Source organism: Herbidospora galbida (assembly GCF_005233835.1).
Taxonomy (GTDB): domain Bacteria; phylum Actinomycetota; class Actinomycetes; order Streptosporangiales; family Streptosporangiaceae; genus Herbidospora; species Herbidospora galbida.
This window is the reverse complement of the sequence record NZ_SZQA01000005.1, coordinates 171,986-193,363: the sequence shown is the minus strand read 5'-3', so window position 1 is coordinate 193,363 and position 21,378 is coordinate 171,986. Positions and strand designations below refer to the sequence as shown.

The following is a 21,378-nucleotide window of genomic DNA, read 5'->3' as shown; positions in this document are numbered from 1 at the left end:
GCCGTTTCGTCAGTTGGTGGCGGGGATGATGACGCCGCCGCCGTCGTCGGGCGGGGGGATGTCGACGCTGTCGTCGCCGCCGCCGCGGTTGCCGTCGTCGCCGCCCCGGTGGTCACCGGGGTCGTTGCCGCCGCGGTCGGGCTTGGGCTTCGGCTTGGGCTGGCAGAAGCCGGGCGAGCAGCCGCCGAACTCCGACATGTCGACCGGCGTGAAGTTCGTGGCGGGCACGCCCTTCAGCGCCTTCAGCATCGTGTACTTCCAGATCGGGCCCGAGATCGAGGCGCCGTAGACGTACGGGAAGGGCTCGCCGCCGATGGTGACGCCGGTCAGGTCGTACTTGAAGGCGCCGCGCGGGTCGCCGATGCTGACGGCCGAGGCGAGGTCGGGGGTGTAACCGGCGAACCAGGCGGCGGTGTAGCCGTCGGTGGTGCCGGTCTTGCCGGCCGCGTCACGGCCGATGCCGCCGACGCCCGTCATGGTGCCCTTGGTGAAGACGCCGCTGAGGATCGAGCTGGCCGCGTCGGCGACCTTCTCGTCGAGCACCTGGTCGCAGTCGGGCTTGTAGTTGGTGGCCTTGCCGTCGCGGTCGACGATCTCGGTGATGACCATCGGCGCGCAGTACTTGCCGCGGGCGCCGATCGTGGCGTAGGCGTTGGCGACCGTCACCGGGTCCATCTCGTTGACGCCGAGGGTGAAGGTCGGCACCTCGCGCAGCTTCGTGCCGTCGGCCCGCTCGATGCCGAGCTTCTGGGCCATCTTGACGACCTTGCAGAGGCCGACGTGCTCCTCGAGCTTCATGAAGAACGTGTTCACCGAGCCCCAGGTGCCGGTCTGGAGGGTGTTGAACCCGCCGGCGCCCTCGCTGGAGTTGAACACCTGGTGGGTCTCGCCGGTCCGGTTGCCCTTGCAGTCGCGGAACGGAGACAGCGAGTTGGTCGGGATGTCGTAGGTCTTCCCGGTGCCGAACCCGTCGTTCAGCTTCATGCCCTCGTCGAGGGCGGTCAGCAGGGTGATCACCTTGAACGTGGAGCCCGCCTGGAAGCCGGAACCGCCGCCGTGGGCGCGGTTGGCCGCCAGGTTGTAGCTCATCTCGTTCTTCTTCTTGTTGTCGCCGAACCGGCGGCTGGCCGACAGCGCCTTGATCGCGCCGGTGCCGGGCTCGACCAGCGCCTGGGCGGCGACCTGCTCGTCGGTCGGGTAGACGTACTTCCTGATCGTGTCGTCGGCGGCCTTCTGCATCTTCCGGTCGAGCGTGGTGCGGATGGTCAGGCCGCCCCGGTTCAGGAAGTCGCGCCGGGCCTTCTCGGTCTTGCCGAAGTCGGGGTTGTTCAGGATGTCGTTCTGGACGTACAGGCAGAAGTAGGGGTAGGAGCTGTCTTCGCAGCCGCCCGGCATCTTCTCGCCCTTGTAGCCGAGCTTCGCCTTCTTGGCCTCGGCCGCCTGCGGGATGGTGATCTTGCCGAGCTGGGCCATGCGGTCGAGCACGGTGTTGCGGCGCGACAGCAGCCGCGCGCGGTACTCCTTGCCGCGGCCCGGGTCGGTCTGGCTCGGGTTCTGCACCGCGCCGGCGAGGGTCGCGGCCTCGTGCAGCTCCAGTTCCGAGGCGTGCTTGTCGAAGAAGCGCTTGGACGCCGCCTCGATGCCGTAGGCGCCGTCACCGAAATAGGAGATGTTCAGGTAACGGTTGAGGATCTCGTCCTTCGAGTACTTGTTCTCGATCGCCATGGCGTAGCGGATCTCGTTGAGCTTCCGCGTGTACGTCGCCTCGATCGCCTTCAGCTGTTCCTCCTCGGTCTCGGCCGAGTTGAAGATGACCAGCTTCACGTACTGCTGCGTGATGGACGAGCCGCCCTGCACGACCCCGCCGCCGAAGAAGTTCTTCGTCATGGCGCGGATCGTGCCCTCGATGTCGAGGGCGCCGTGCTCGTAGAACCGGAAGTCCTCGATGGCGATGATCGCCTGCTGCATCACCGGTGCGATCTTGCTCAACGGCACCGACTCGCGGTTCTGGAAGTAGAACTGCGCGATCTGCTTGCCGTCGTTGTCGAGCAGCACGGTCTTCTCGGGGAGAGGAGGCTCGTTGAGCTCCTCCGCCTCGATGCGCAAGGACTCGACGCCTGACTTCGCGCCGAACCCGGCTCCGCCCACGGCAGGCAGCGCGACGGCCGCGGCCAGCACACCGGCCATGGCTGCGGCGGCGATCAGCTTGACGAGGGTCAAGATCGCGTTCCCGAAACGGGGTTTGCCTGAAGCTTGCACGGAGCTAAGCGTACGTCGAAGCAAGGGAAGATTCGGTACCAAACGCACCACGGCGCATTACCCGCGCTTGGGGTGACTAGTCATACCCGGACACGACCGGCCGCCAAATTTGGTCCCTGCGGGTCTGTCCATTCGGACGCAGAGTCTCGTACGTTCTCCTCTGCGGCAACTGAATAAGGAGGCTCGGCGACCGCGCCCGTCGGCCCCAGAAGTCACGACTGACCACCTAAGGGGAGTGGGGTCGAAAAATGTGGATCACGGATTGGACCTCCCGTGCCGCCTGTCGAGGTGCGGATCCTGACGCTCTGTTCGTTCAGGGCGCCGCACAGAACCGGGCGAAGTTGATCTGTCGAGGATGCCCTGTCCGGACCGAATGCCTCGCCGATGCGCTGGACAATCGCATCGAGTTCGGGGTTTGGGGCGGAATGACCGAACGGGAAAGGCGCGCCCTCCTGCGCCGCCGGCCCGACGTCGACTCCTGGCGCGACCTGCTGGAGATGGCGAAGGAAGAATACGAACGGACGAACGAGCTGATCGCCGGCTGATCCTCAGCGCTTGGCGAGCAGCTCCCCGATCTCACGCAACCCGTCGAGGTCGTGTACGTCCTGAGACATCGCGGGCACCTGGGTGACCGGCACAGTGGGGTGGGCCGAGGCGAAGTGTTCCTGCTCCCGGTGCTCGCGGGCGGCGAGCTGCATCCGTCCGGCGTGCAGTCTCAGCACGGCGGCGGTCAGCTCGTGCTCACCACGTGACTCCAGGTCTTCCGCGGCGGCGGTGCTGCGCGCCGCGGACAGATCGGGAGCCGGGGAGCGGTGCACCCGGTTGATCACCAGACCGGCCAGCGGCATCCGCTCCTCGGCCAGTCGCTCCACGAAGTAGGAGGCCTCCCGCATCGCGTCACGCTCCGGCGTGGCCACCACGATGAACGCGGTGCCGGGGGCCTGCAGGAGCTTGTAGGTCTGCTCCGCCCGCTGGCGGAATCCACCGAAGACGGCGTCGAGCGCGGAGACGAACGTCTGGATGTCTTTCAGCACCTGGGCGCCGAGCACCTTGGTCAGCACCCCGGCCACCAGCCCGAACCCGGCGTTCAGGATCTTGAACGCGCTGCGCCCCCCGGCCTTGGCGGGCGCCATCAGCAACCTGATCAGCTTCCCGTCGAGGAACCGCCCCAGCCGCTCGGGCGCGTCGAGGAAGTCGAGCGCCGACCGCGAGGGCGGCGTGTCGACGATGATCAGATCCCATTCGCCCGACCGCCGGAGCTGCCCGAGCTTCTCCATGGCCATGTATTCCTGCGTGCCCGAGAAGCTCGACGAGAGCGACTGGTAGAAGGGGTTCGTCAGGATCTGGCGGGCCCGCTCGGGGTCGGCGTGGGCCTCGATGATCTCGTCGAAGGTCCGCTTCATGTCGAGCATCATGGCGAACAGCTCGCCGTCGGCCCCCGCCACCTTGCGAGGGGTGTTGTCGAGCGAGGTCAGCCCCATCGACTGGGCCAGCCGCCGGGCCGGGTCGACCGTCAGCACCACCACGTTGCGGCCCCGCTCCGCCGCCCGCAGGCCGAGAGCCGCCGCCGTGGTCGTCTTGCCGACGCCACCCGATCCGCAGCACACCACGATCCGGGTGCCCGAATCGTCGATGATGCCGTCGAGATCAAGCTCGGGCGAGGTCATGCGGCTCCTTGGGTGCGGATCGCTTCGGCGAGTTCGTAGAGGCCCGCGAGGTCGGCGCCGTCCGCCAGCAGGGGCAGTTCATATCGTGGCACCGCGGCGGTCTCCAGCGCGTCCCGCTCGGTTCTTTCGAGCTCGGCCCGGCGCTGCTGCTCGGTGACCTCTCCGGCGAGGGCCTCGGCGATGACCGCCGCGTTGCCGTCGTCGCCCAGCCCGGCCGCCTTGACGCCCATGGCCAGTTCGGCCACGTCGAAGGGGCCGTCGAGGGTGGGGTCGACGGATCTCACCATGTTGATGAAGATCCCGCCGACGGGCAGCTTGGCCGCGCGCAGCTCGGCGACGCCGTCGAGGGTCTCCTGGACGGGCATCTCCTCCAGCAGGGTGACGAAATGCACAGCCGTCTCGGGCGAGGCCACCACTCCGCGCACCATGTCGGCGTGGGTGCGTACCGGACCGACTCTAGCCAGGCCGGCCACCTCTTGGGTGACGTTCAGGAAGCGGGTGACGCGGCCGGTGGGCGGGGCGTCCATGACAACGGTGTCGTAGACCCTCTTGCCGGTCCTGTCTCTGCGCCTGACGGCCTCGCTGGTCTTGCCGGTCACCAGGACGTCGCGCAGGCCCGGGGCGATCGTGGTGGCGAAATCGACGACGCCCATCTTGGTCAGGGCCTTGCCCATGCGCTTGAGCCCGTAGAACATCTCGAGGTATTCGAGCATGGCCTCTTCGGGGTCGATGGCGAGCGCGTGGACGTCGCCGCCTCCCGGCGCCACCGCGATCTTGCGCTCCTCGTAGGGGAGCGGTGGAAGATCGAAGACCTGCGCGATGCCCTGGCGGCCCTCCACCTCCACGAGCAGCACCTTGCGGCCGCCGGCCGCGAGGGCCAAGGCCAGGGCGGCGGCCACGGTCGTCTTACCGGTGCCGCCCTTGCCGGTCACGACATGGAGACGTACTCCGTCCCAGTCGGTGTCGCGAGATCTCACACCCGTGAGGCTACCCAAACGCGATTTCCCGATACGCCGAGGAGTATCGATAGCCTTCCGCCATGACGAAGTGGGAGTACGTGACCGTGCCGCTGCTGACGCACGCGACCAAGCAGATCCTCGACAACTGGGGCGAAGACGGCTGGGAGCTCGTGGCCGTCGTCCCCGGCCCGAACCCCGAGCAGCTCGTGGCCTACATGAAGCGGGCCAAGGCGTGAGCTCTCCCGAAGACCGCCTGGCGGCGCTCGGCCTGGCGCTGCCCGAGGTGGCGGCCCCGCTGGCGGCCTACGTCCCGGCGGTCCGCTCGGGCGCCCACGTCTACACCTCGGGCCAGCTGCCGATCGCGGCCGGGGAACTGCTGAAGACCGGCAAGGTCGGCGCCGAGGTCACCCCCGAGGAGGCCTACGAGCTGGCCAAGGTCTGCGCGCTGAACGCGATCGCGGCCCTGAAGTCGGTCGTCGGCGACCTGTCGCAGGTGGCCGGCATCGTCAAGGTCGTCGGCTTCGTCGCCTCCGAGCCGTCGTTCACGGGCCAGCCGCAGGTCGTGAACGGCGCGAGTGAGCTGCTCGGCGAGGTCTTCCAGGGCGCCCACGCCCGCAGCGCGGTCGGCGTGGCCGTGTTGCCCCGGGATGCCCCGGTCGAGGTGGAGCTGATCGCAGAGATCCGATAGTTCTACACTCGGACGGTGGACATTCCGCTGCCGGGCGAGCTGGGTGTACGGGCGCGTGACCTGCTGGCCGGGCGGCTCGTCCCGGTCCCGGCCAGAGCCGCCGCCACGGTGGCCCTGCTGCGGGAGCCCCCTCTGGAGGTCTACCTGCTCCGGCGCGCGGCCACGATGGCCTTCGCGGCCGGGGCCTACGTCTTCCCCGGGGGCTCCGTCGATCCCCGGGACGCCTTCGTGGACATCGGCTGGGCCGGGCCGTCGCCCGCCGACTGGGCCGTGATGTTGAGCGCAGACGAGGACACGGCGCGGAGCCTCGTCTGCGCGGCGGTTCGGGAGACGTTCGAGGAGAGCGGCGTCCTGCTGGCGGGGCGGTCGGCGGGCGAGGTCGTCCCCGACACGACCGGCTGGGAGGCCGCGCGGCTGGCGCTGATCAGCCGGGAGCTGTCGTTCGCCGACTTCCTGGCGGCCAACGGCCTGGTGCTGCGGTCCGACCTGCTGAAGCCGTGGGCCCACTGGATCACCCCGGAGATCGAGACCCGGCGCTTCGACACCCGGTTCTTCGTGGCCGCCCTGCCCTCGGGCCAGCGGACCCGTGACGTGGGCGGCGAGGCCGACACGGTCGTCTGGACGAGCCCCGCCGAGGCCCTGACATCCGGATATTTCCTGATGCCGCCGACGCTGCACACGCTGAACACGCTGACGGCCTTCGAGACGATCGCCGACGTGTTCGCCGGCGACCCCAAGATCACCACCGTCATGCCCGCCCCCGTCGAGAGGGCCGGGCAGATGGTCCTGACGACCGAGGGACAGATCTGATGAGCGGCCTCTCGCTACCGATCGACGGCTCGGGCACGGCGCACGCCTCCAACGTCCTGGCCCCCAACGCCTCCCCAATGACCCTCGACGGCACGAACACGTGGATCCTCGGGCGTGGAGAGACGGTCGCGGTCGTCGACCCGGGCCCCGACGACGAGGCCCACCTGTCGACGGTCGTGAAGCGCCTGGGCGAGCGGGCCGTGGCGGTCATCCTGCTCACCCACGGCCACGACGACCACAGCGGCGGAGCCCGGCGATTCGCCGAGATGGTCGGCGCTCCGGTACGCGCCCTCGACCGCGCCCACGTCCTGGGCGAAGAAGGCCTGGGAGACGGCGACGTCCTGACGGTCGGCGGGGTGGAGATCCGGGTGATCGGCACACCGGGCCACTCGTTCGACTCGCTGTGCTTCTGGCTTCCGGAAGACGGCGCCCTGCTGACCGGTGACACCGTCCTCGGCCGCGGCACCACGGTGATCGCCCCCGACGGCGACCTGGCCGACTACCTGCGCAGCCTCGACAAGCTGAGGGCGATGGCCGAACTGGCGTCGGCCGAGTCGCTGCTGCCCGGCCACGGGCCGATCCTGCCCGACCCGATCGGCAAGCTCGACGAGTACGCCGCCCACCGCAGACAGCGCCTCGACCAGATCCGCCAGGCGATCAGAGACGGCGCGAAGGACGCGCGGGAGATCGTCGAGATGGTCTACGCCGAGGTGCCCAGGGAACTGTGGCCGGCGGCGGAGATGTCGGTCGCCGCCCAGCTCAACTACCTGAAGAGCCTTTAGCGCGAGCGGTTGTAGAGCCGCTCCATGTCCATGATCACGACGGCCTTGGCCTCGATGCGCAGCCAGCCGCGCCCGGCGAAGTCGGCCAGCGCCTTGTTCACCGTCTCGCGCGAGGCGCCCACGAGCTGGGCCAGCTCTTCCTGGGTCAGGTCGTGGTGGACGCGGATCCCGTCGTCGACCTTCTGCCCGAACCGCTCGGCCAGGTCGAGCAGGGCCTTGGCCACCCGGCCGGGCACGTCCGTGAAGACCAGGTCGGCCAGCACGTCGTTGGTGCGCCGGAGCCGCTGGGCGAGCGCCCGGAGCAGGTGCAGCGCCACCTCGGGCCGCCCGGTCAGCCACGGCCGCAGGTCGTCGTGGGACAGGCCGGCCAGCTTCACGTCGGTGAGGGCGATGGCCGAGGCGGTGCGCGGGCGCGGGTCGAACAGGGAGAGCTCGCCGAACATCTCGGACGGCCCCAGGACCGACAGGAGGTTCTCCCGGCCGTCTGAGGCGGTGCGGGCGAGCTTGATCTTGCCTTCCAGCACCACGTAGAGGGTCGCGCCCGTCTCGTTCTCGCTGAACAGGGTCTGACCCTTCGTCAGGGTCACCTCGGTGATGCTCGTGCGGAGCGCCGCGGCGCTCTCACGGTCGAGCGCGGAGAAGAGGGGGGCCCTGCTCAAGACTTCTTCGGTGCTCATGCCTGCCTCCCAACTTCATTCGCGATCGTAGCCATTGTGGCCTATGCCCTGCCTTCTGTATCACCTGGACCACCAGAAAGCAGACGTCGGACCGCCGCTTCGACGTAGCGGGCGCGCTCGTCGGGGGTCGTGGAGTCGACCAGGGCGGCGGATTCGGGGCTGACCGCCGTCCATACCGAGGCGAGATGGAGCACCAGGCTCAGGAGGACACCCGGCGGGAAGTCGGCGGGCAGGACGCCCTCGGCCTGCGCCTTGGCTATCGCCTCGGCCTTGTGGGTCATGCTCTCGACGGCCAGCGGCGCCGGCGGGTCGTCGGCGCGCTCCAGGCGCTGCCAGGTCGCCAGCCGCATCACCTGGGGATGGGCCTCATAGCCTCTGGCCAGGGCGGCGGCATACCCCGGCAGGTCGCGGGGGTCGATCGGGGTCTCCCGCACGATCCGCTCGATGATCCGGTTGAAGACGGCGTCGAAGAGCTGATCCTTGCTGCCGAAGTAGTGGTAGATCTGCGCCTTGTTGGTGCCGGCCACCGCCGCGACGCGGTCGACCCTGGCCCCGGCGATGCCGTATTCGGCGAACTCCTCCAGCGCGGCGTCGAGCAGGCGCTGTCGGGTGGCGTCGGCTTTCCCAGGCATACCCCAAGACTATTTTCTAACCGGTTAGTTGACAACTCCGCCGACCCTTGCCTAGCGTTTCAACTAACCAGTTAGTCAGAAGGAGTCGAACATGATCTGGTTCATCACCGGCAGCTCCAGGGGTCTCGGCCGCGAGATCGTCCTGGCCGCCCTCGAACGCGGCGACAGTGTCGCCGCCACCGCCCGCAACCCCGCCCAGCTCGACGACCTCGCCGCCAAGTACGGCGATCGCGTCCTGGCCCTCCCCCTCGACGTGACCGACCCCCAGGCGGTCGACGACGCCGTGGCCGCCGCCGTGAAGGCGTTCGGCAGCCTCGACGTCGTGGTCAACAACGCCGGCTGGGCCGACACGTCGGCGTTCGAGGACACCCCGGCCGACAACTTCCGGGCCCAGGTCGAGACCAACTTCTTCGGCGTCATCAACGTGACCAGGTCGGTCGTGCCCATCCTGCGGGAACGGGGGCGCGGCTCACTGATCAACGTCTCCTCGATCGGCGGCAGGCTCGGCGTGCCCGGCCTGTCGGCCTACCAGGCCTCCAAGTGGGCCGTGAACGGCTTCACCGAGGTCATCTCGCAGGAACTCGCGCCCCTCGGCGTCAGGGTCACCACGATCGAGCCGGGCGGCATGGTCACCGACTGGGGCGGCGCGTCGATGGCCATCCCGCCGATCTCCGAGCCCTACCGGCAGAGCGTCGGCGCGATCGTCGAGCGGCTGCGGCACGCCGGGCACAAGCCTCTCGGCGACCCGGCCAAGGTCGCCCAGGTGATCGTCCAGCTCGTCGAGATGGACGAGCCGCCGATCCGGCTGCTCCTCGGCTCCGACGCCCTCAACGGCGCCCGGTACGCCGCGCGGACCACCGCGGAGCGCGATGCGGCGTACGAGGAACTGAGCCGTTCCACCGACCGCGACGACGCCACCGCCCAGGAGCGTGATCCTCTGGGTCAAGCGTTGTCCACGAGCCCCGATGGCGACGCGGCGGCGTGAGGCCGGTCGTGTATCGGTAGCCGGGTGACCGACTCGATGACCGTGCGCGAGGTCCTCCACGCGACCCGGGAACTGATCGAACCCGCCCACCGGGCCGCGATCGACCGCCTCTCCCCAGAGCTGCGGCATGTCGCGGGCTACCACATCGGCTGGTGGGACGAGCAGGGCCATGAGCTCCTCGGCGGTCAGGGCCGGTTCGTCCGGCCCGCGCTGACGCTGGCCTGCACGCGGGCCGTGGGAGGCCAGGCGGCCGACGCGGTGCCGATGGCGGTCGCGACCGAGCTGGTCAACGACTTCTCGCTGCTCCACGACGATGTGATCGGCGGCGACGACGTCCGGCGCATGCGCCCGGCCGCCTGGACCGTCTTCGGCCTCAGCGAGGCGCTGTTGACCGGCGACGCCCTGCTGGCGGTGGCGATGTCGCTGGTCGGGCCGCCGGGGGTGCGCATTCTCGCCGACGCGCTGCTCGACCTGTGCCACGGTCAGGCCACCGACATGGCCTTCGTGAACCGGCCCTCGGTCAGCCTGAGCGAGGCCATGACGGTGGCCGGGAACAAGACCGGCGCCCTCCTCGGTGCCGCCTGCGAGCTCGGGGCCCTGGCCGGGGGCGCGTGCGACACGAAGGTCTTCCGGGAGTTCGGCACCCGCCTCGGCCTGGCCTTCCGGCTCACCGACGACCTGCGGAGCCTGCTTCCCGACCTGGCGTGCCGCCGCAAGTCCCTGCCGGTGGTCGCCGCTCTGGAGTCGGGTACGCCCGCCGCCGCCCGCCTGGCCGAATCGCCCGACGCCGACCCCGAGACGCAGGCCGACCTCGTTGAACAGACGGGCGCCCGGCAGTGGGCGCTCCGGGAGGCCGACCGTCAGGTCGAGCTCGCTTTCGCGGCGCTCGGCCACGGGGCCACCCCGGAGCTGCGTCTGCTGGCCAATCTCAGCGTCGGCCGCGAACGTTAGTGGATGCCGGTGCGGACCGAGGTGATCCGCCCGGTGTTGAAGCCCAGCCAGTGCATGCGGCCCAGGTAGCGGGCGTGCTCGATCTTCATGCAGCGATCCATGATCACGGTGAGGCCGCCCTCTTCGGCGATCCGGGCGCCCTCCTCGCTGATCACGCCGAACTGCAGCCACAGCGCCTTGGCGCCGATCGCGACCGCCTCACGGGCGATGCCGGGGACGGCGTCGGGCGCGCGGAAGACGTTCACGACGTCGACCGGCTCGGGGATGTCGGCGAGGCTCGGGTAGGAGGTCTCGCCGAGGATCTCCTTCTCGCGCGGGTTCACGGGGAAGACCTTGAAGCCGTGGCGCTTGAGGTAGAACCCGACGAAGTTGCTGGCCCGCAGCTCGTTGCCCGACAGGCCGACCACTGCGACGCTCCGGGCGGTGTTGACCACCCGCTGGATGTCCTGCGGCTCCTGGTACCTCACGCGCTCAGGCCTTTCTCGACGTGGGCGAACCCCTGCTCCAGGTCCCAGATCAGGTCGGCCACCGACTCGGTGCCGACCGACAGGCGGATCGTGCCGGCGCCCACCCCGGTGGCGGCCAGTTCGGCGTCGCCGAGCTGGCGGTGGGTGGTGGAGGCCGGGTGGATGATCAGGCTCTTGGCGTCGCCCACGTTCGCGAGGTGCGACCAGATCGACGTACCGCGGATGAACGACTGGCCGCCCTCACGGCCGCCGGCGCACTCGAAGGAGAACACCGCGCCCGCGCCGAGCGGGAGGTACTTCTCGACCAGCGGCTTGTACTTGCTGCCGGCCAGGCCGGGGTAGGTCACGTTGGAGGCCAGGTCGTGGGCGGCCAGGAACTCGGCCACCTGACGGGCGTTCTCGACATGGCGGTCCATGCGCAGCGACAGCGTCTCGAGGCCCTGGAGGAACAGGAAGGCGTTGAACGGCGACATCGCCGCGCCCAGGTCGCGCAGGGTCTCGGCGCGCAGCTTCATCAGGTAGCCGTACTCGCCGAAGGTCTCGTGGAACTTCAGGCCGTGGTAGGCCGGGGACGGGTCGGCGATCACCGGGAAGCGGCCGTTCGACCAGTCGAACGTGCCCGCCTCGACGACCACGCCGCCGATGCTGGTGCCGTGGCCGCCGATGAACTTCGTCGCCGAGTGGACGACGATGTCGGCGCCCCACTCGATCGGCCGGCACAGGTAGGGCGTGGCGAAGGTGTTGTCGACGATCAGCGGCAGGCCGTGCTCGTGGGCGATCGTGGCGACGGTCTCGATGTCGAGGACGTTGCCGCCCGGGTTGCCGATCGTCTCGCCGTAGAACGCCTTGGTGTTCGCCTTGACCGCGCCGCGCCAGGCCTCTGGGTCGTCGGGGTCGACCCAGGTCAGCTCGACGTTCATCTTGCGGAACAGGTGCTTGAGCTGGTTGACCGTGCCGCCGTAGAGGGCCGAGGAGGACACCACGTGGTCGCCCGGCTCCAGCAGCGTGAACAGCGCCGCGGCCTGGGCGGCGATGCCGCTGGCGAACGCCACCGCGCCGGTGCCGCCCTCCAGGTTGGCGACCCGCTCCTCGAACACCGCCGTGGTCGGGTTCATGATCCGGGAGTAGGTGTTGCCGTATTCCTGGAGGTTGAAGTAGGCCGCCGCCGACTCGGGGTCTTCGAAGACGTAGCTGGTGGTCTGGAAGATGGGCACCGCGCGGGCGCCGGTGTTCGGATCGGGCCGCTGACCGGCGTGGAGCTGGCGGGTCTCGAACCCGAACTCCCGGGCTTCTTCGGTACGAAATGGTCTGTCGCTCACGAAGCCATCTTCCTCGACAAGAAATCACGGATGAGAGGGGTCTGCCGTGCTTCCTCCAGCAGGAAGCAGTCGTGGCCGTACGGCGCGTCGATGAGGTGGTTCTCCACCGGTTTGCCCAGATTAGTCAGGGCGGCGGCGATCTCGTCCGACGCCTCCGGCGGATAGAGCCAGTCGGAGCTGAAGGAGATAAGCAGCGTGCGCGCCTTGACGTTCTCCAGCGCCTTCTCCAGCGAACCGCCGCCGTGCTCCCTGGCCAGGTCGAAGTAGGTCAGCGCGCGGGAGATGTAGAGGTAGCTGTTGGCGTCGAACCGCTTCACGAACGAGTCGGCCTGGTGGCGCAGGTAGCTCTCGACCTCGAACTCGGGCTCGACGATCGTGTGCCGGATGTCGTCGGCGAACTGGAGGCGGCGGCCGAACTTGTCGGTGAGGGCCGGGCCGGACAGGTAGGTCACGTGGCCGACCATGCGAGCCACGCCCATGCCGGCGTCGGGCTTGCGGCCGGTGCCGTAGTAGTGGCCGCCCTGCCAGTCGGGGTCGCGCATGATGGACTCGCGGGCGATCGCGTTCCACGCCAATCCCTGCGGGTGGAGGGCGTGGGTGGAGGCGATGACCACTATGGAGTCGACCTGACCGGGGTACTGGACCGCCCATTCGAGGGCCTGCATCCCGCCCAGCGAACCCCCCGCGACGACCGCGAGCCGCTCGATTCCGAGCGCGTCGAGGAAGGCGCGTTCGGTGCGGACCATATCGGCCACCGTGACCACCGGGAAGTCCGGCCCGTAGGGGCGGCCGGTGGCGGAATCAATGGTGGAAGGGCCTGTCGTGCCGTTGCAGCCGCCGAGAAGGTTGGTGCAGACGACGAAGTATTGGTCGGTGTCGAAAGCCTTTCCGGGCCCGATCATCCCGTCCCACCAACCCAGCCCTTTCCCCTGCGCGCCGTCGCGGTCTTCGGCTCCGAAGCCGTCGCGGGCGCTCGCCTCGGGGGCGGTCTTCGCGGAACCGGCCGCATGGGCATTGCCGCTCAGGGCGTGGCAGACGAGTATGACGTTGTCGCGCTCGGGGGAGAGGGTGCCGTAGGTCTCGTAGGCCACGCGGACGTCGCGCAGCTCTCGCCCGCTGTCGAGGCGTATCGGACCGTGCAGGTCGAGGTACTGAGTTTCAACGAAACCTATGGAGCCCATGGGTTTCATTGTATTGTTCATTTAACCTGTAGGAAATGAGGGGATCATGTCGAACGGAGTGAACGTCCAGGCCCTGCTGGACGCTCGTGAGGTTCTGAAGGGCGCGCCCGAGGCCGCGCAGTTCACCTGGCGGGCCAGCTCGAAGTGGCAGCACGGCGTCCACAGCACCACCAAGATCGAGAAGTTCTTCGGCCTGGGCCAGGAGCAGAGCCACAAGAACGAGTCGGTCTTCGAGGCAGACCACCCCGCCATCTTCGCGGCGGAAGACAACGGCATCACCCCGATCGAGTACCTGCTCGTCGGCCTGGCCGGCTGCCTGACCGCGGGTGTCGCCTCGGTCGCGCAGAACCGCGGCATCAAGCTCAACTCCGTCGAGGCCTCCGTCGAGGGCGGTCACGACATCCGCGGCATCCTCGGCGCCGACCCCGACGTCCGCAACGGCTTCAACGACATCAAGGTGGTCTTCACGATCGACGCCGACGCCTCGCCGGCCGACATCGAGGCCCTGGTCGCCCAGTCGCAGAAGCGCTCGGCCGTCTTCGACGCGCTGACCAACCCCACCAACGTCACCGTCGAAGTCGCCTGAGGTCCGTCGTGTACGTCACCACAGCCGTCATCGGGGCAGGTCACGCCGGCCTCGCGGCCAGCCATTTCCTGACCGCCGCCTCGGTCGACCACGTGGTGCTGGAGCGCGGCGAGGTCGCCAACTCCTGGCGGCACGAGCGGTGGGACTCGCTGCGGCTGCTGACCCCCAACTGGCTGAGCCGCCTCCCCGGCGCGGCCTACGAAGGCCCCGACCCCGACGGCTACGCCGACATGGGCGAAGTCGTCGACCTTCTGGAACGGTCCGCCAAGGACGTCCCGGTCCGCACCGGTGTGAACGTCACATCGGTGCGGCGCTCACCCGAGGGCTACACGCTGACGACGAGCGAGGGCCCGATCCGGGCCCGGACGGTCGTCATCGCGAGCGGCGCCTGCAACCGTCCCGTCATGCCGGCCTTCGATGTCCCGGCGCGCGTCGAGCAGGTCACCCCGTTCGACTACCGGAACCCCTCCCGGTTGCCGGACGGCGGCGTGCTCGTCGTGGGCGCGTCGGCGACGGGCGTGCAACTCGCGGCCGAGATCCAGCGATCGGGCCGCCCGGTCGTGCTCTCGGCCGGCGAGCACGTGCGGATGCCGCGCGTCTACCGGGACCGCGACGTCCTCTGGTGGATGCACCACGCGGGCGTTTGGGCGCAGCGCTACGACGAACTCGACGACCTGACCCGGGCGCGGCGGCTGCCGTCGCCCCAGCTCGTCGCGGGGTCGACGCTCGACCTGAACGCGCTGACCTCGATGGGGGTGGAGCTGGTCGGCCGGCTGTCCACCATCCGCGACGGCGCGGCCCTGTTCTCGGGAGGGCTGCGCAACGTGGCGGCGCTGGCCGACCTCAAGCTGAACCGTCTGCTCGACACCTTCGACGAGTGGGCCGGAACCGCTCCGGGGGAACGGCACGAGCCCACTCGCGTACCGGCATCGGCCCGCTGGCGGCTCGATCTGCGGTCAGGGGAGATCGGTTCGATCGTCTGGGCCACCGGCTTCCGTCCTGACTACTCATGGCTGGACGTGCCGGTCGTCGACGAGAAGGGGGCGCTGGTCCACGACGGGGGTGTGGTCGGTGACGGCCTCTACGCCCTCGGCCTGCCGGTGTTGCGGCGGCGGGGGTCGACCTTCATCTGCGGGATCGAAGACGACGCCCGCGACGTGATCGGGCACCTCGTCCAAGGGCTCAAGAGCGCGTGAGCTCCCACCGGATCGTGATGACGGTCCGGCCCGACTTGCCGTGCGTGAAGATGCGCAGCGACTTGTCGGGGACACAGGTGTAGGTGCCCTTCCGGGGGATCGCCCCGAGGTCCTCGTTGTGGGCGACGGCCTCCCGGAGCAGCCCGGAGAAGCCCTTGCCGCCTCCGGAGCGCTCCAAAGTGGCGCCGAAGTCACCGGTGCGGGGCTTGAGGACGACCTTGCCGTGGGTGTGCTTCCCATGGCCGCCGAAGGTGTAGGTGAACGTCTCGACGCCGTCCATCGCGAGGGTCGCCCCGCCGGTCAGGGGGGCCGATTCGCGGAAGTCGTAGCGGGCGACGACGTACTTGCCGTCGCGGGTGAACGTCGCCTCGATGCCGGCGCCGCCCTCCACGAAGTAGCGGTGCCTCTTGCCGACGACCTTCGCGGTCGCCTTGGTCACGGTCCACGACCCGGCCCAGCACGGGCCCGTGGCCACGGGATCCGCGTGCGCCGCGGTGGGTGCCGCGGTGGGTACGGCCACCAGGCCGGCGGTGAGCACGAGGGCTCCTAACAACGTGTGCATCGTTCTCTCTCAGGGATCAGAGGCCTCTCAGGAAACTCCCATAATCGGGCTAATAGATAACAATTCAACCGTTTTCGAGCAGTCGAGTAAGTGGTTGCTTGCGCGACCGTCACCCCTACTCTTGGGCCATGGCGACTGAGACCAGGCTGGGGCTGGTGCGGCGGGCCCGGAAGATGAACCGGATCCTCGCCGAGACCTATCCCGACGCCCACTGCGAGCTCAACTTCGCCGACGCGTTCCAGTTGCTCGTGGCCACGGTCCTGTCGGCGCAGACGACCGACGTGCGGGTCAACCTGACCACTCCGGCGCTGTTCGCCAAATATCCGACGCCCGACGACATGGCCGTCGCCGATCCCGACGACATGGAGGCGATCCTGCGGCCGACCGGGTTCTTCCGGGCCAAGACCAGGTCGGTCATCGGGCTGTCGATCGCGATCAGAGACCGGTTCGGCGGTGAGGTGCCGCGCAAGATGGCCGACCTCGTCACCCTGCCGGGGGTGGGGCGCAAGACGGCCAACGTCGTGCTCGGGAACGCGTTCGGCGTGCCGGGGCTGACCGTCGACACGCACTTCCAGCGGCTGGTGCGGCGGTTCGGGTGGATCGAAGGCGAGCTCGACCCGGTCAAGATCGAGCAGGAGATCGGGCAGCTCATCCCGAAGAACGAGTGGACGGTCTTCTCCCACCGCATCATCTGGCACGGCCGCCGGATCTGCATCGCTCGCAAACCGGCCTGCGGGGCGTGTCCGCTGGCGGCGCTCTGTCCTTCGTACGGCACCGGCCCGACCGATCCCGAAGTGGCCGCCAAGCTGGTGCGTTCCGGGCCGTTCTCGTGACGGGAAGCTTCGCGGGGCGCCGGCGGTTGGAGTGTCCATGACCGACGTACCGGCCTGGATCACCGACGCGGCGGAGAAGGCCGGTCGATCCCCCGTCCCTCCGGCCATGCGCCCACCACGGAACGGCGGCCGCAGGGCCGCCGTTCTGCTGCTGTTCGGCGAGGGCCCGGCCGGGCCCGACATCCTGCTCATCCAGCGCAGTTCCACCGGACGCAACCACGCCGGCCAGCCCGCCTTCCCCGGCGGCGGGGTCGACCCCGACGACGACGGCCCGGTCGGCGCGGCCCTCCGCGAGGCCGCCGAGGAGACCGGCCTCGACCCCGAGGGCGTCGAGGTGCTCGGCACCATGCCCGAGCTCTACCTCTCGCACAGCGACAACCGCGTGACCCCCGTCATCGGCTGGTGGCACACCCCCTGTGCCGTCCACGCCGCCTCACCAGACGAGGTCGAGTCGGTCGAACGCGTTCCGGTCGCCGAACTCGTCGATCCCGCCAACCGGTTCAAGCTGCGTCACCCGAGCGGGTTCGTCGGCCCCGCGTTCCGCGTGCGCGGCCTGCTGGTCTGGGGCTTCACCGCCGGAGTGCTCGACGGCATGCTCGCCACCTGCGGGTTCGAGGTTCCGTGGGACCGGTCACGGATCGAGGACCTGCCCCCTGACGTCGTGAACCTCGCCTCCCGTTAGCGCCAGCCCCAGCGTCGCCCAGTCGGCCACGTCGTCGTCGTGGTCGGCCGCCAGGCGGCGCAGCGCCGCGACCCCCGCCGGGTCGGCCGGGCGGCCGACGACGTTGGGGAGGGCGTACGCGGCGCCGTAGCGGACCGTCGCCTCCGGATGCGACGCGAGTTCGATGACCGAGGGCAGCGCCCGGGGGTCGCGCAGATGACCGAAGGCGATGAGCACCGAGTAGAGCACGCGAGGTTCGGTCTCGCTCGCGGCCAGGAAACGCAGCACCGGCAAGGTCTTGTCGGCGAACGGCCGGTCACGCCCGAGTTCTCCCAGAATGTCTATTCCGAGAATTCTCTCCGTGGCCGTGTCGGCGGCGCACAGGCGCCGCGCGGCGGTGAATGTCTCCAGGTCACCGCGTTCTTGCAGGGCGGCGATGGCGTCCCAGCGGGTCGGGCCGTCCGGGTCTCCATCGGCCAGTGCGGTCTGGATCAGTTCCTCAACAGGTCCCCCCATGGCGTCACGATATCGAGTGGACTGCGAAGAACCCGTGCACGAGACCGCGCGTGGCTGGATACGGTTAAGGGTGGTGGCCGGGCCCGGTGGCGATAGAGGTGGAAAACAGGCGTGCAAGGCGATCTGCTCGACCTCATCCTGATCGGCCTGATTCTGGCCTTCGCGGTGTCCGGGTATCGCCAGGGTTTCATCATCGGCGCGTTCAGCTTCGTGGGTTTCGCCGGAGGCGCGCTGGTCGGGATGTTCATCGCGCCGCCGATCGCCGGAGCCCTGGTCAACGGTGAGACCGAACGCGCCCTGCTCGCCATCGTCATCGTGTTCCTCGCCGCGACGGTCGGCCAGTTCGCCTCTTCGACGATCGGCGCGGTCGTACGCTCCCACGTCACCTGGGAACCCGCGCGCGTCATCGACGCCTTCGGCGGCTCGCTCGCCAGCGGCCTGTCGGTGCTGGTGTTCGCCTGGCTGATCGGCTCGCTCATCATCTCGATGAACTTCCCGCTGCCCAAGCAGCAGGTGAACGACTCCCTGCTGCTGAAGACGATGGACCAGGCGATGCCCGAGGCGGCCCGCGACCTGACGCGCGGCTTCCGCGAGTTCGTCGACGCCTCGCCGTGGCCCGAGGTGTTCACCGCGATCGGCGGCGCGCAGTTCGTCGACGTGCCCGCCCCCGACGAGAGCATCATCAACGACCCGCAGCTGGCGCGGGCGCGCCGCGCGATCGTGAAGGTGCAGGGCACCGCCCCGACCTGCCGCAAGCGTATCGAGGGCACCGGCTTCGCCTACGCCCCGCACCGCATCATGACCAACGCCCACGTCGTGGCCGGCGTGTCGCAGGACCTGCGGGTGACCGACTACCGGGGCGCCAGCCATGAGGCGCGGGTCGTTCTCTACAACCCCGACCGCGACATCGCGGTCCTCTACGTCGAGTCGCTCGACGTCAACCCGCTGAAGTTCGACATGGCGGCCGAGTCGAAAGACGACGCCATCATTGCGGGCTACCCGAAGGGCCACGGCTTCACCATCAAGCCGGCCCGCATCCGGGTGAAGCAGCCCGCCGAGTCCTACGACATCTACAACCGCCACACGGTCGACCGCGAGGTCTACGCGATCCGCGGCGAGGTGCAGCCGGGCAACTCGGGCGGGCCGCTCCTCGCCCCCGACGGCCGGGTCTTCGGCGTCATCTTCGCCGCCGCCACCGACCAGAAGGACACCGGCTACGCGCTGACGGCCGAAGAGGTCCGCACCGACGCCGAAGACGGCAGCGCGGCCATCGCCCGGGTCGACACGCAGGAGTGCGACTAACCGGTCGCGATCGTGGCCTCGACCCCGTCGAGCAGCCAGTTCAGGCCGCGCTCGAAGCTCTCGTCCCAGTCGTCGGTCGCGGTCAGCGGGCCGTGCGCGGCGAGGGCCGGGTAGCGGTCGCGCTGGTGGTCCATGTGGTCGCGGGCGGCGTCGCGGGTCTCGGCGTCGGCGTTGACGAGCCAGGTCGCCTGCATGAGGGCCGAGCCGATGACGAAGTTCGACAGCCCGAACGCGGCGGCCGTGAGGTGGGGTTCGGCGACTCCGGCGCCGATGAGGGCGGCGTACAGGAAATCGCTTCTGGCCAGCACGTTCGGCCCCAGCATCGGGCGGCCCAGTAGCGCGGCCGACCAGGGATGGCGCAGCAGGGTGGCCCGCCAGTCGCCGATCAGGCGGGTGACGCCCGCCCGCCATTCCTGATCTTCGGGGATCGGGACGGCGGCGAAGATCGCGTCGAGCGCGAGGTCGAGGACGTCGTCTTTGGTCTTCACGTGCCAGTAGAGGGTCGTCGACCCGGTGCCGAGCCGCTCGGCCAGCCGCCGCATGGTCAGCCGGTCGGCCCCCTCGGCGTCGAGCAGCGCCACGGCCTCTTCGACGATCCGCCGCCTGCTGAGCGGGGGGCCACCCCGTTCTTCGCGGCTGGACGCCCTCAGCCACACCCCACCGGTTCTCGCGTTCACCTGGCCGAGTCTAGTATGACGTTCGAGGACCGGATCGTTGGTCCGGTTACTCGAACAACGATCCGGTGGAGGGTGAGATGCCGGGCCATGTCGAAGTCGATCATCTGAGTTACGTCCTGCCCGACGGGCGTCTGCTGCTCAGCGACGTGTCGTTCCGGGTCGGCGACGGCGTGAAGGCGGGGCTGGTCGGGCCGAACGGCGCGGGCAAGACCACCCTGCTCAGGCTCATCGCCGGCGACCTGCTACCTGACGACGGGCGGGTGGCGCAGACCGGCGGGCTCGGCGTCATGCGGCAGTTCGTCGGGAGCATCCGCGACCGGAGCACCGTCCACGACCTGCTGCTGTCGGTCGCGCCCCCGCACGTCAAGGCCGCGGCCGAGGCCGTGTCGGCGGCCGAGGCGGCGCTGGCCGCCCGCGACGACGAGGCGGCCCAGCTCACCTACGCGCAGGCCGTCTCCGACTACGCCGACGCCGGCGGCTACGCCATGGAGACCGTCTGGGACGTGTGCGTGACCGCGTCGATGGGCCTGCCGTTCGAGGCGGTCCGCGGACGCCAGGTCACGACGCTGTCGGGCGGGGAGCAGAAACGGCTCGTCCTGGAGGCCCTGCTGCGCGGCCCCGACGAGGTCCTGCTGCTCGACGAGCCCGACAACTACCTCGACGTCGCCGGGAAGCAGTGGCTGGAAAGCCGGCTGGCCGCCAGCGGCAAGACGGTGCTGCTGGTCTCCCACGACCGGCAGCTCCTGGCGAACGTGGCCGACCGCGTCGTCACCGTGGAGGACCGCGGCGTCTGGATCCACGGCGGCGGCTTCGCGACCTACGCCACCGCCCGCGCCGACCGGATCGACCGGCTGGAGGAGCGCCGCCGCCGCTGGGAGGAGGAGCACGCCAAGCTCCGGCAGCTCGTCCACACCCTGCGGCAGACCTCGGCCAACAACGACGCCCTCTCGTCGGCCTACCGCGCCGCCCGCACCCGGCTCGGCCGGTTCGAGCAGGCCGGACCGCCCGAACGCGCGCCGAAGGCCCAGAACGTCCGCATCCGGCTGCGCGGCGGCCGGACCGGGAAACGTGCCGTGACCTGCGAAGGCCTGGAGCTGGCCGGGCTGACCGAACCGTTCGGCGCCGAGGTCTGGTTCGGCGAGCGGGTGGGCGTGCTGGGCTCCAACGGGTCGGGCAAGTCGACGTTCCTCCAGGTCGTGGAGGCGGCCTACGACGGGACGAACCCGGCGGTCCGGCTCGGGGCGCGGGTGCGGCCCGGCCGCTTCGTCCAGACCCACGCGCGGCCCGACCTGCACGGCCGCCGGCCGGTCGAACTGGTCATGGCGGCCGGCGCGCTGATCCTGAACGAGGCGATGGCCGCGCTGGCGCGTTATGAACTCGCTCCCGCCGCCAACCAGCCGTTCGAGACCCTGTCGGGCGGACAGCAGGCGCGACTGCAGATCCTGCTGCTGGAGCTGTCGGGGGCGACGTTGCTCCTGCTCGACGAGCCCACCGACAACCTCGACCTGGCCGGCGCCGAGGCCCTGCAACAGGGGCTGGCGGGCTTCACCGGCACGGTGCTGGCGGTGACGCACGACCGGTGGTTCGCGGCCGACTTCGACCGGTTCCTGGTCTTCGGGGCCGACGGGACCGTCTTCGAGAGCGCCGAACCGGTCTGGTCGTGAGCGG

General features: G+C 69.7%; 24 protein-coding genes. 13 read left to right on the top strand and 11 right to left on the bottom strand.

Going from position 1 to position 21,378, the window contains the following annotated elements; all coding sequences use genetic code 11:
- Nucleotides 1–9: 9 nt before the first annotated feature.
- Nucleotides 10–2,220 (bottom strand): transglycosylase domain-containing protein, encoded by a 2,211-nt coding sequence (locus FDA94_RS08340; RefSeq protein ID WP_342778454.1) that lies wholly within the window; start codon nt 2,218–2,220, stop codon nt 10–12.
- A gap of 287 nt (nt 2,221–2,507) precedes the next feature.
- Between FDA94_RS08340 and FDA94_RS08335 the strand changes: the two genes are divergently transcribed.
- Nucleotides 2,508–2,804, top strand: coding sequence for a WhiB family transcriptional regulator (locus FDA94_RS08335; protein WP_030456252.1), 297 nt, complete (start codon nt 2,508–2,510; stop codon nt 2,802–2,804).
- 3 nt (nt 2,805–2,807) lie between these two features.
- Here FDA94_RS08335 and bagB read toward each other — a convergent pair whose 3' ends face one another.
- Together bagB and bagA are read right to left on the bottom strand one after the other, a co-directional pair.
- The gene (gene bagB, locus FDA94_RS08330) at nt 2,808–3,926 is read right to left on the bottom strand and encodes an ATPase BagB (protein ID WP_062430920.1); all 1,119 of its coding nucleotides are present in this window, start codon (nt 3,924–3,926) and stop codon (nt 2,808–2,810) included.
- Nucleotides 3,923–4,903 carry an ATPase BagA gene (bagA, locus tag FDA94_RS08325; protein ID WP_137246436.1) on the bottom strand — a complete coding sequence of 327 codons (981 nt, stop codon included), beginning with the start codon at nt 4,901–4,903 and terminating at the stop codon, nt 3,923–3,925. The genes bagB and bagA overlap by 4 nt, the downstream gene beginning before the upstream one ends.
- A 62-nt stretch (nt 4,904–4,965) precedes the next feature.
- On the opposite strand from bagA, the gene sp36 reads away from it, so the two are divergent.
- The 4 genes from sp36 to FDA94_RS08305 are packed head-to-tail and all read left to right on the top strand — an operon-like array spanning nt 4,966 to nt 7,165.
- Complete coding sequence (gene sp36 / locus FDA94_RS08320) at nt 4,966–5,121, top strand: Sp36 family protein (RefSeq protein WP_137246435.1); 156 nt, start codon at nt 4,966–4,968, stop codon at nt 5,119–5,121.
- Complete coding sequence (locus FDA94_RS08315; protein WP_137246434.1) at nt 5,118–5,573, top strand: RidA family protein; 456 nt, start codon at nt 5,118–5,120, stop codon at nt 5,571–5,573. The genes sp36 and FDA94_RS08315 overlap by 4 nt, the downstream gene beginning before the upstream one ends.
- A gap of 21 nt (nt 5,574–5,594) precedes the next feature.
- Nucleotides 5,595–6,383 (top strand): NUDIX hydrolase, encoded by a 789-nt coding sequence (locus FDA94_RS08310; RefSeq protein ID WP_137246505.1) that lies wholly within the window; start codon nt 5,595–5,597, stop codon nt 6,381–6,383.
- Entirely contained in the window at nt 6,383–7,165 is a 783-nt protein-coding gene (locus FDA94_RS08305; RefSeq protein WP_137246433.1) for an MBL fold metallo-hydrolase, read from the top strand. Before FDA94_RS08310 ends, FDA94_RS08305 begins: the two co-directional genes overlap by 1 nt.
- On the opposite strand, the gene FDA94_RS08300 is transcribed toward FDA94_RS08305, so the two are convergent.
- Together FDA94_RS08300 and FDA94_RS08295 are read right to left on the bottom strand one after the other, a co-directional pair.
- Entirely contained in the window at nt 7,162–7,842 is a 681-nt protein-coding gene (locus tag FDA94_RS08300) for a Crp/Fnr family transcriptional regulator (protein ID WP_030456245.1), read from the bottom strand. The genes FDA94_RS08305 and FDA94_RS08300 overlap by 4 nt on opposite strands.
- Nucleotides 7,843–7,883: 41 nt before the next feature.
- The gene (locus FDA94_RS08295; protein ID WP_137246432.1) at nt 7,884–8,474 is read right to left on the bottom strand and encodes a TetR/AcrR family transcriptional regulator; all 591 of its coding nucleotides are present in this window, start codon (nt 8,472–8,474) and stop codon (nt 7,884–7,886) included.
- A 91-nt stretch (nt 8,475–8,565) separates the two neighbouring features.
- Between FDA94_RS08295 and FDA94_RS08290 the strand changes: the two genes are divergently transcribed.
- Entirely contained in the window at nt 8,566–9,459 is an 894-nt protein-coding gene (locus FDA94_RS08290) for an SDR family NAD(P)-dependent oxidoreductase (RefSeq protein ID WP_137246431.1), read from the top strand.
- Nucleotides 9,460–9,483: 24 nt separating this feature from the next.
- The gene (locus FDA94_RS08285; RefSeq protein ID WP_212735225.1) at nt 9,484–10,410 is read left to right on the top strand and encodes a polyprenyl synthetase family protein; all 927 of its coding nucleotides are present in this window, start codon (nt 9,484–9,486) and stop codon (nt 10,408–10,410) included.
- Here the strand turns inward: FDA94_RS08285 and FDA94_RS08280 are convergent.
- Genes FDA94_RS08280 through metX form a run of 3 tightly spaced genes read right to left on the bottom strand, consistent with a single transcriptional unit; the run spans nt 10,407 to nt 13,377 of the window.
- Entirely contained in the window at nt 10,407–10,877 is a 471-nt protein-coding gene (locus FDA94_RS08280) for a CoA-binding protein (RefSeq protein WP_137246430.1), read from the bottom strand. The two genes, FDA94_RS08285 and FDA94_RS08280, sit on opposite strands and share 4 nt — an antisense overlap.
- Nucleotides 10,874–12,196, bottom strand: coding sequence for an O-acetylhomoserine aminocarboxypropyltransferase/cysteine synthase family protein (locus FDA94_RS08275; RefSeq protein ID WP_137246429.1), 1,323 nt, complete (start codon nt 12,194–12,196; stop codon nt 10,874–10,876). The genes FDA94_RS08280 and FDA94_RS08275 overlap by 4 nt, the downstream gene beginning before the upstream one ends.
- Nucleotides 12,193–13,377, bottom strand: coding sequence for a homoserine O-acetyltransferase MetX (gene metX / locus FDA94_RS08270; RefSeq protein WP_246059648.1), 1,185 nt, complete (start codon nt 13,375–13,377; stop codon nt 12,193–12,195). The genes FDA94_RS08275 and metX overlap by 4 nt, the downstream gene beginning before the upstream one ends.
- Nucleotides 13,378–13,423: 46 nt before the next feature.
- Between metX and FDA94_RS08265 the strand changes: the two genes are divergently transcribed.
- Both FDA94_RS08265 and FDA94_RS08260 read left to right on the top strand, forming a co-directional pair.
- A complete protein-coding gene (locus FDA94_RS08265) occupies nt 13,424–13,963 on the top strand; it encodes an OsmC family protein (protein WP_137246427.1) in 540 nt (179 codons plus the stop codon).
- Between the two features lie 8 nt (nt 13,964–13,971).
- On the top strand, nt 13,972–15,159 hold the full coding sequence (locus FDA94_RS08260) for an NAD(P)-binding domain-containing protein (protein WP_246059647.1): 1,188 nt from the start codon (nt 13,972–13,974) through the stop codon (nt 15,157–15,159).
- Here the strand turns inward: FDA94_RS08260 and FDA94_RS08255 are convergent.
- On the bottom strand, nt 15,146–15,721 hold the full coding sequence (locus tag FDA94_RS08255; RefSeq protein WP_137246426.1) for a hypothetical protein: 576 nt from the start codon (nt 15,719–15,721) through the stop codon (nt 15,146–15,148). The genes FDA94_RS08260 and FDA94_RS08255 overlap by 14 nt on opposite strands.
- 128 nt (nt 15,722–15,849) lie before the next feature.
- On the opposite strand from FDA94_RS08255, the gene nth reads away from it, so the two are divergent.
- Both nth and FDA94_RS08245 read left to right on the top strand, forming a co-directional pair.
- Nucleotides 15,850–16,554, top strand: a complete 705-nt coding sequence (nth, locus tag FDA94_RS08250; RefSeq protein WP_137246425.1) for an endonuclease III — start codon at nt 15,850–15,852, stop codon at nt 16,552–16,554.
- Between the two features lie 37 nt (nt 16,555–16,591).
- A complete protein-coding gene (locus FDA94_RS08245; protein WP_137246424.1) occupies nt 16,592–17,236 on the top strand; it encodes an NUDIX hydrolase in 645 nt (214 codons plus the stop codon).
- Here FDA94_RS08245 and FDA94_RS08240 read toward each other — a convergent pair.
- A complete protein-coding gene (locus tag FDA94_RS08240) occupies nt 17,186–17,731 on the bottom strand; it encodes a HEAT repeat domain-containing protein (protein ID WP_137246423.1) in 546 nt (181 codons plus the stop codon). The genes FDA94_RS08245 and FDA94_RS08240 overlap by 51 nt on opposite strands.
- Nucleotides 17,732–17,842: 111 nt before the next feature.
- Here FDA94_RS08240 and FDA94_RS08235 point away from each other — a divergent pair, with 111 nt between their 5' ends.
- Nucleotides 17,843–19,033: a MarP family serine protease gene (locus tag FDA94_RS08235; protein ID WP_246059645.1), complete on the top strand. Its 1,191-nt coding sequence runs from the start codon at nt 17,843–17,845 to the stop codon at nt 19,031–19,033.
- Here the strand turns inward: FDA94_RS08235 and FDA94_RS08230 are convergent.
- Nucleotides 19,030–19,710, bottom strand: a complete 681-nt coding sequence (locus FDA94_RS08230; protein WP_212735224.1) for a TetR/AcrR family transcriptional regulator — start codon at nt 19,708–19,710, stop codon at nt 19,030–19,032. The two genes, FDA94_RS08235 and FDA94_RS08230, sit on opposite strands and share 4 nt — an antisense overlap.
- 77 nt (nt 19,711–19,787) lie before the next feature.
- Here FDA94_RS08230 and FDA94_RS08225 point away from each other — a divergent pair, with 77 nt between their 5' ends.
- Nucleotides 19,788–21,374: an ATP-binding cassette domain-containing protein gene (locus FDA94_RS08225; RefSeq protein ID WP_137246422.1), complete on the top strand. Its 1,587-nt coding sequence runs from the start codon at nt 19,788–19,790 to the stop codon at nt 21,372–21,374.
- Nucleotides 21,375–21,378 lie beyond the last annotated feature (4 nt).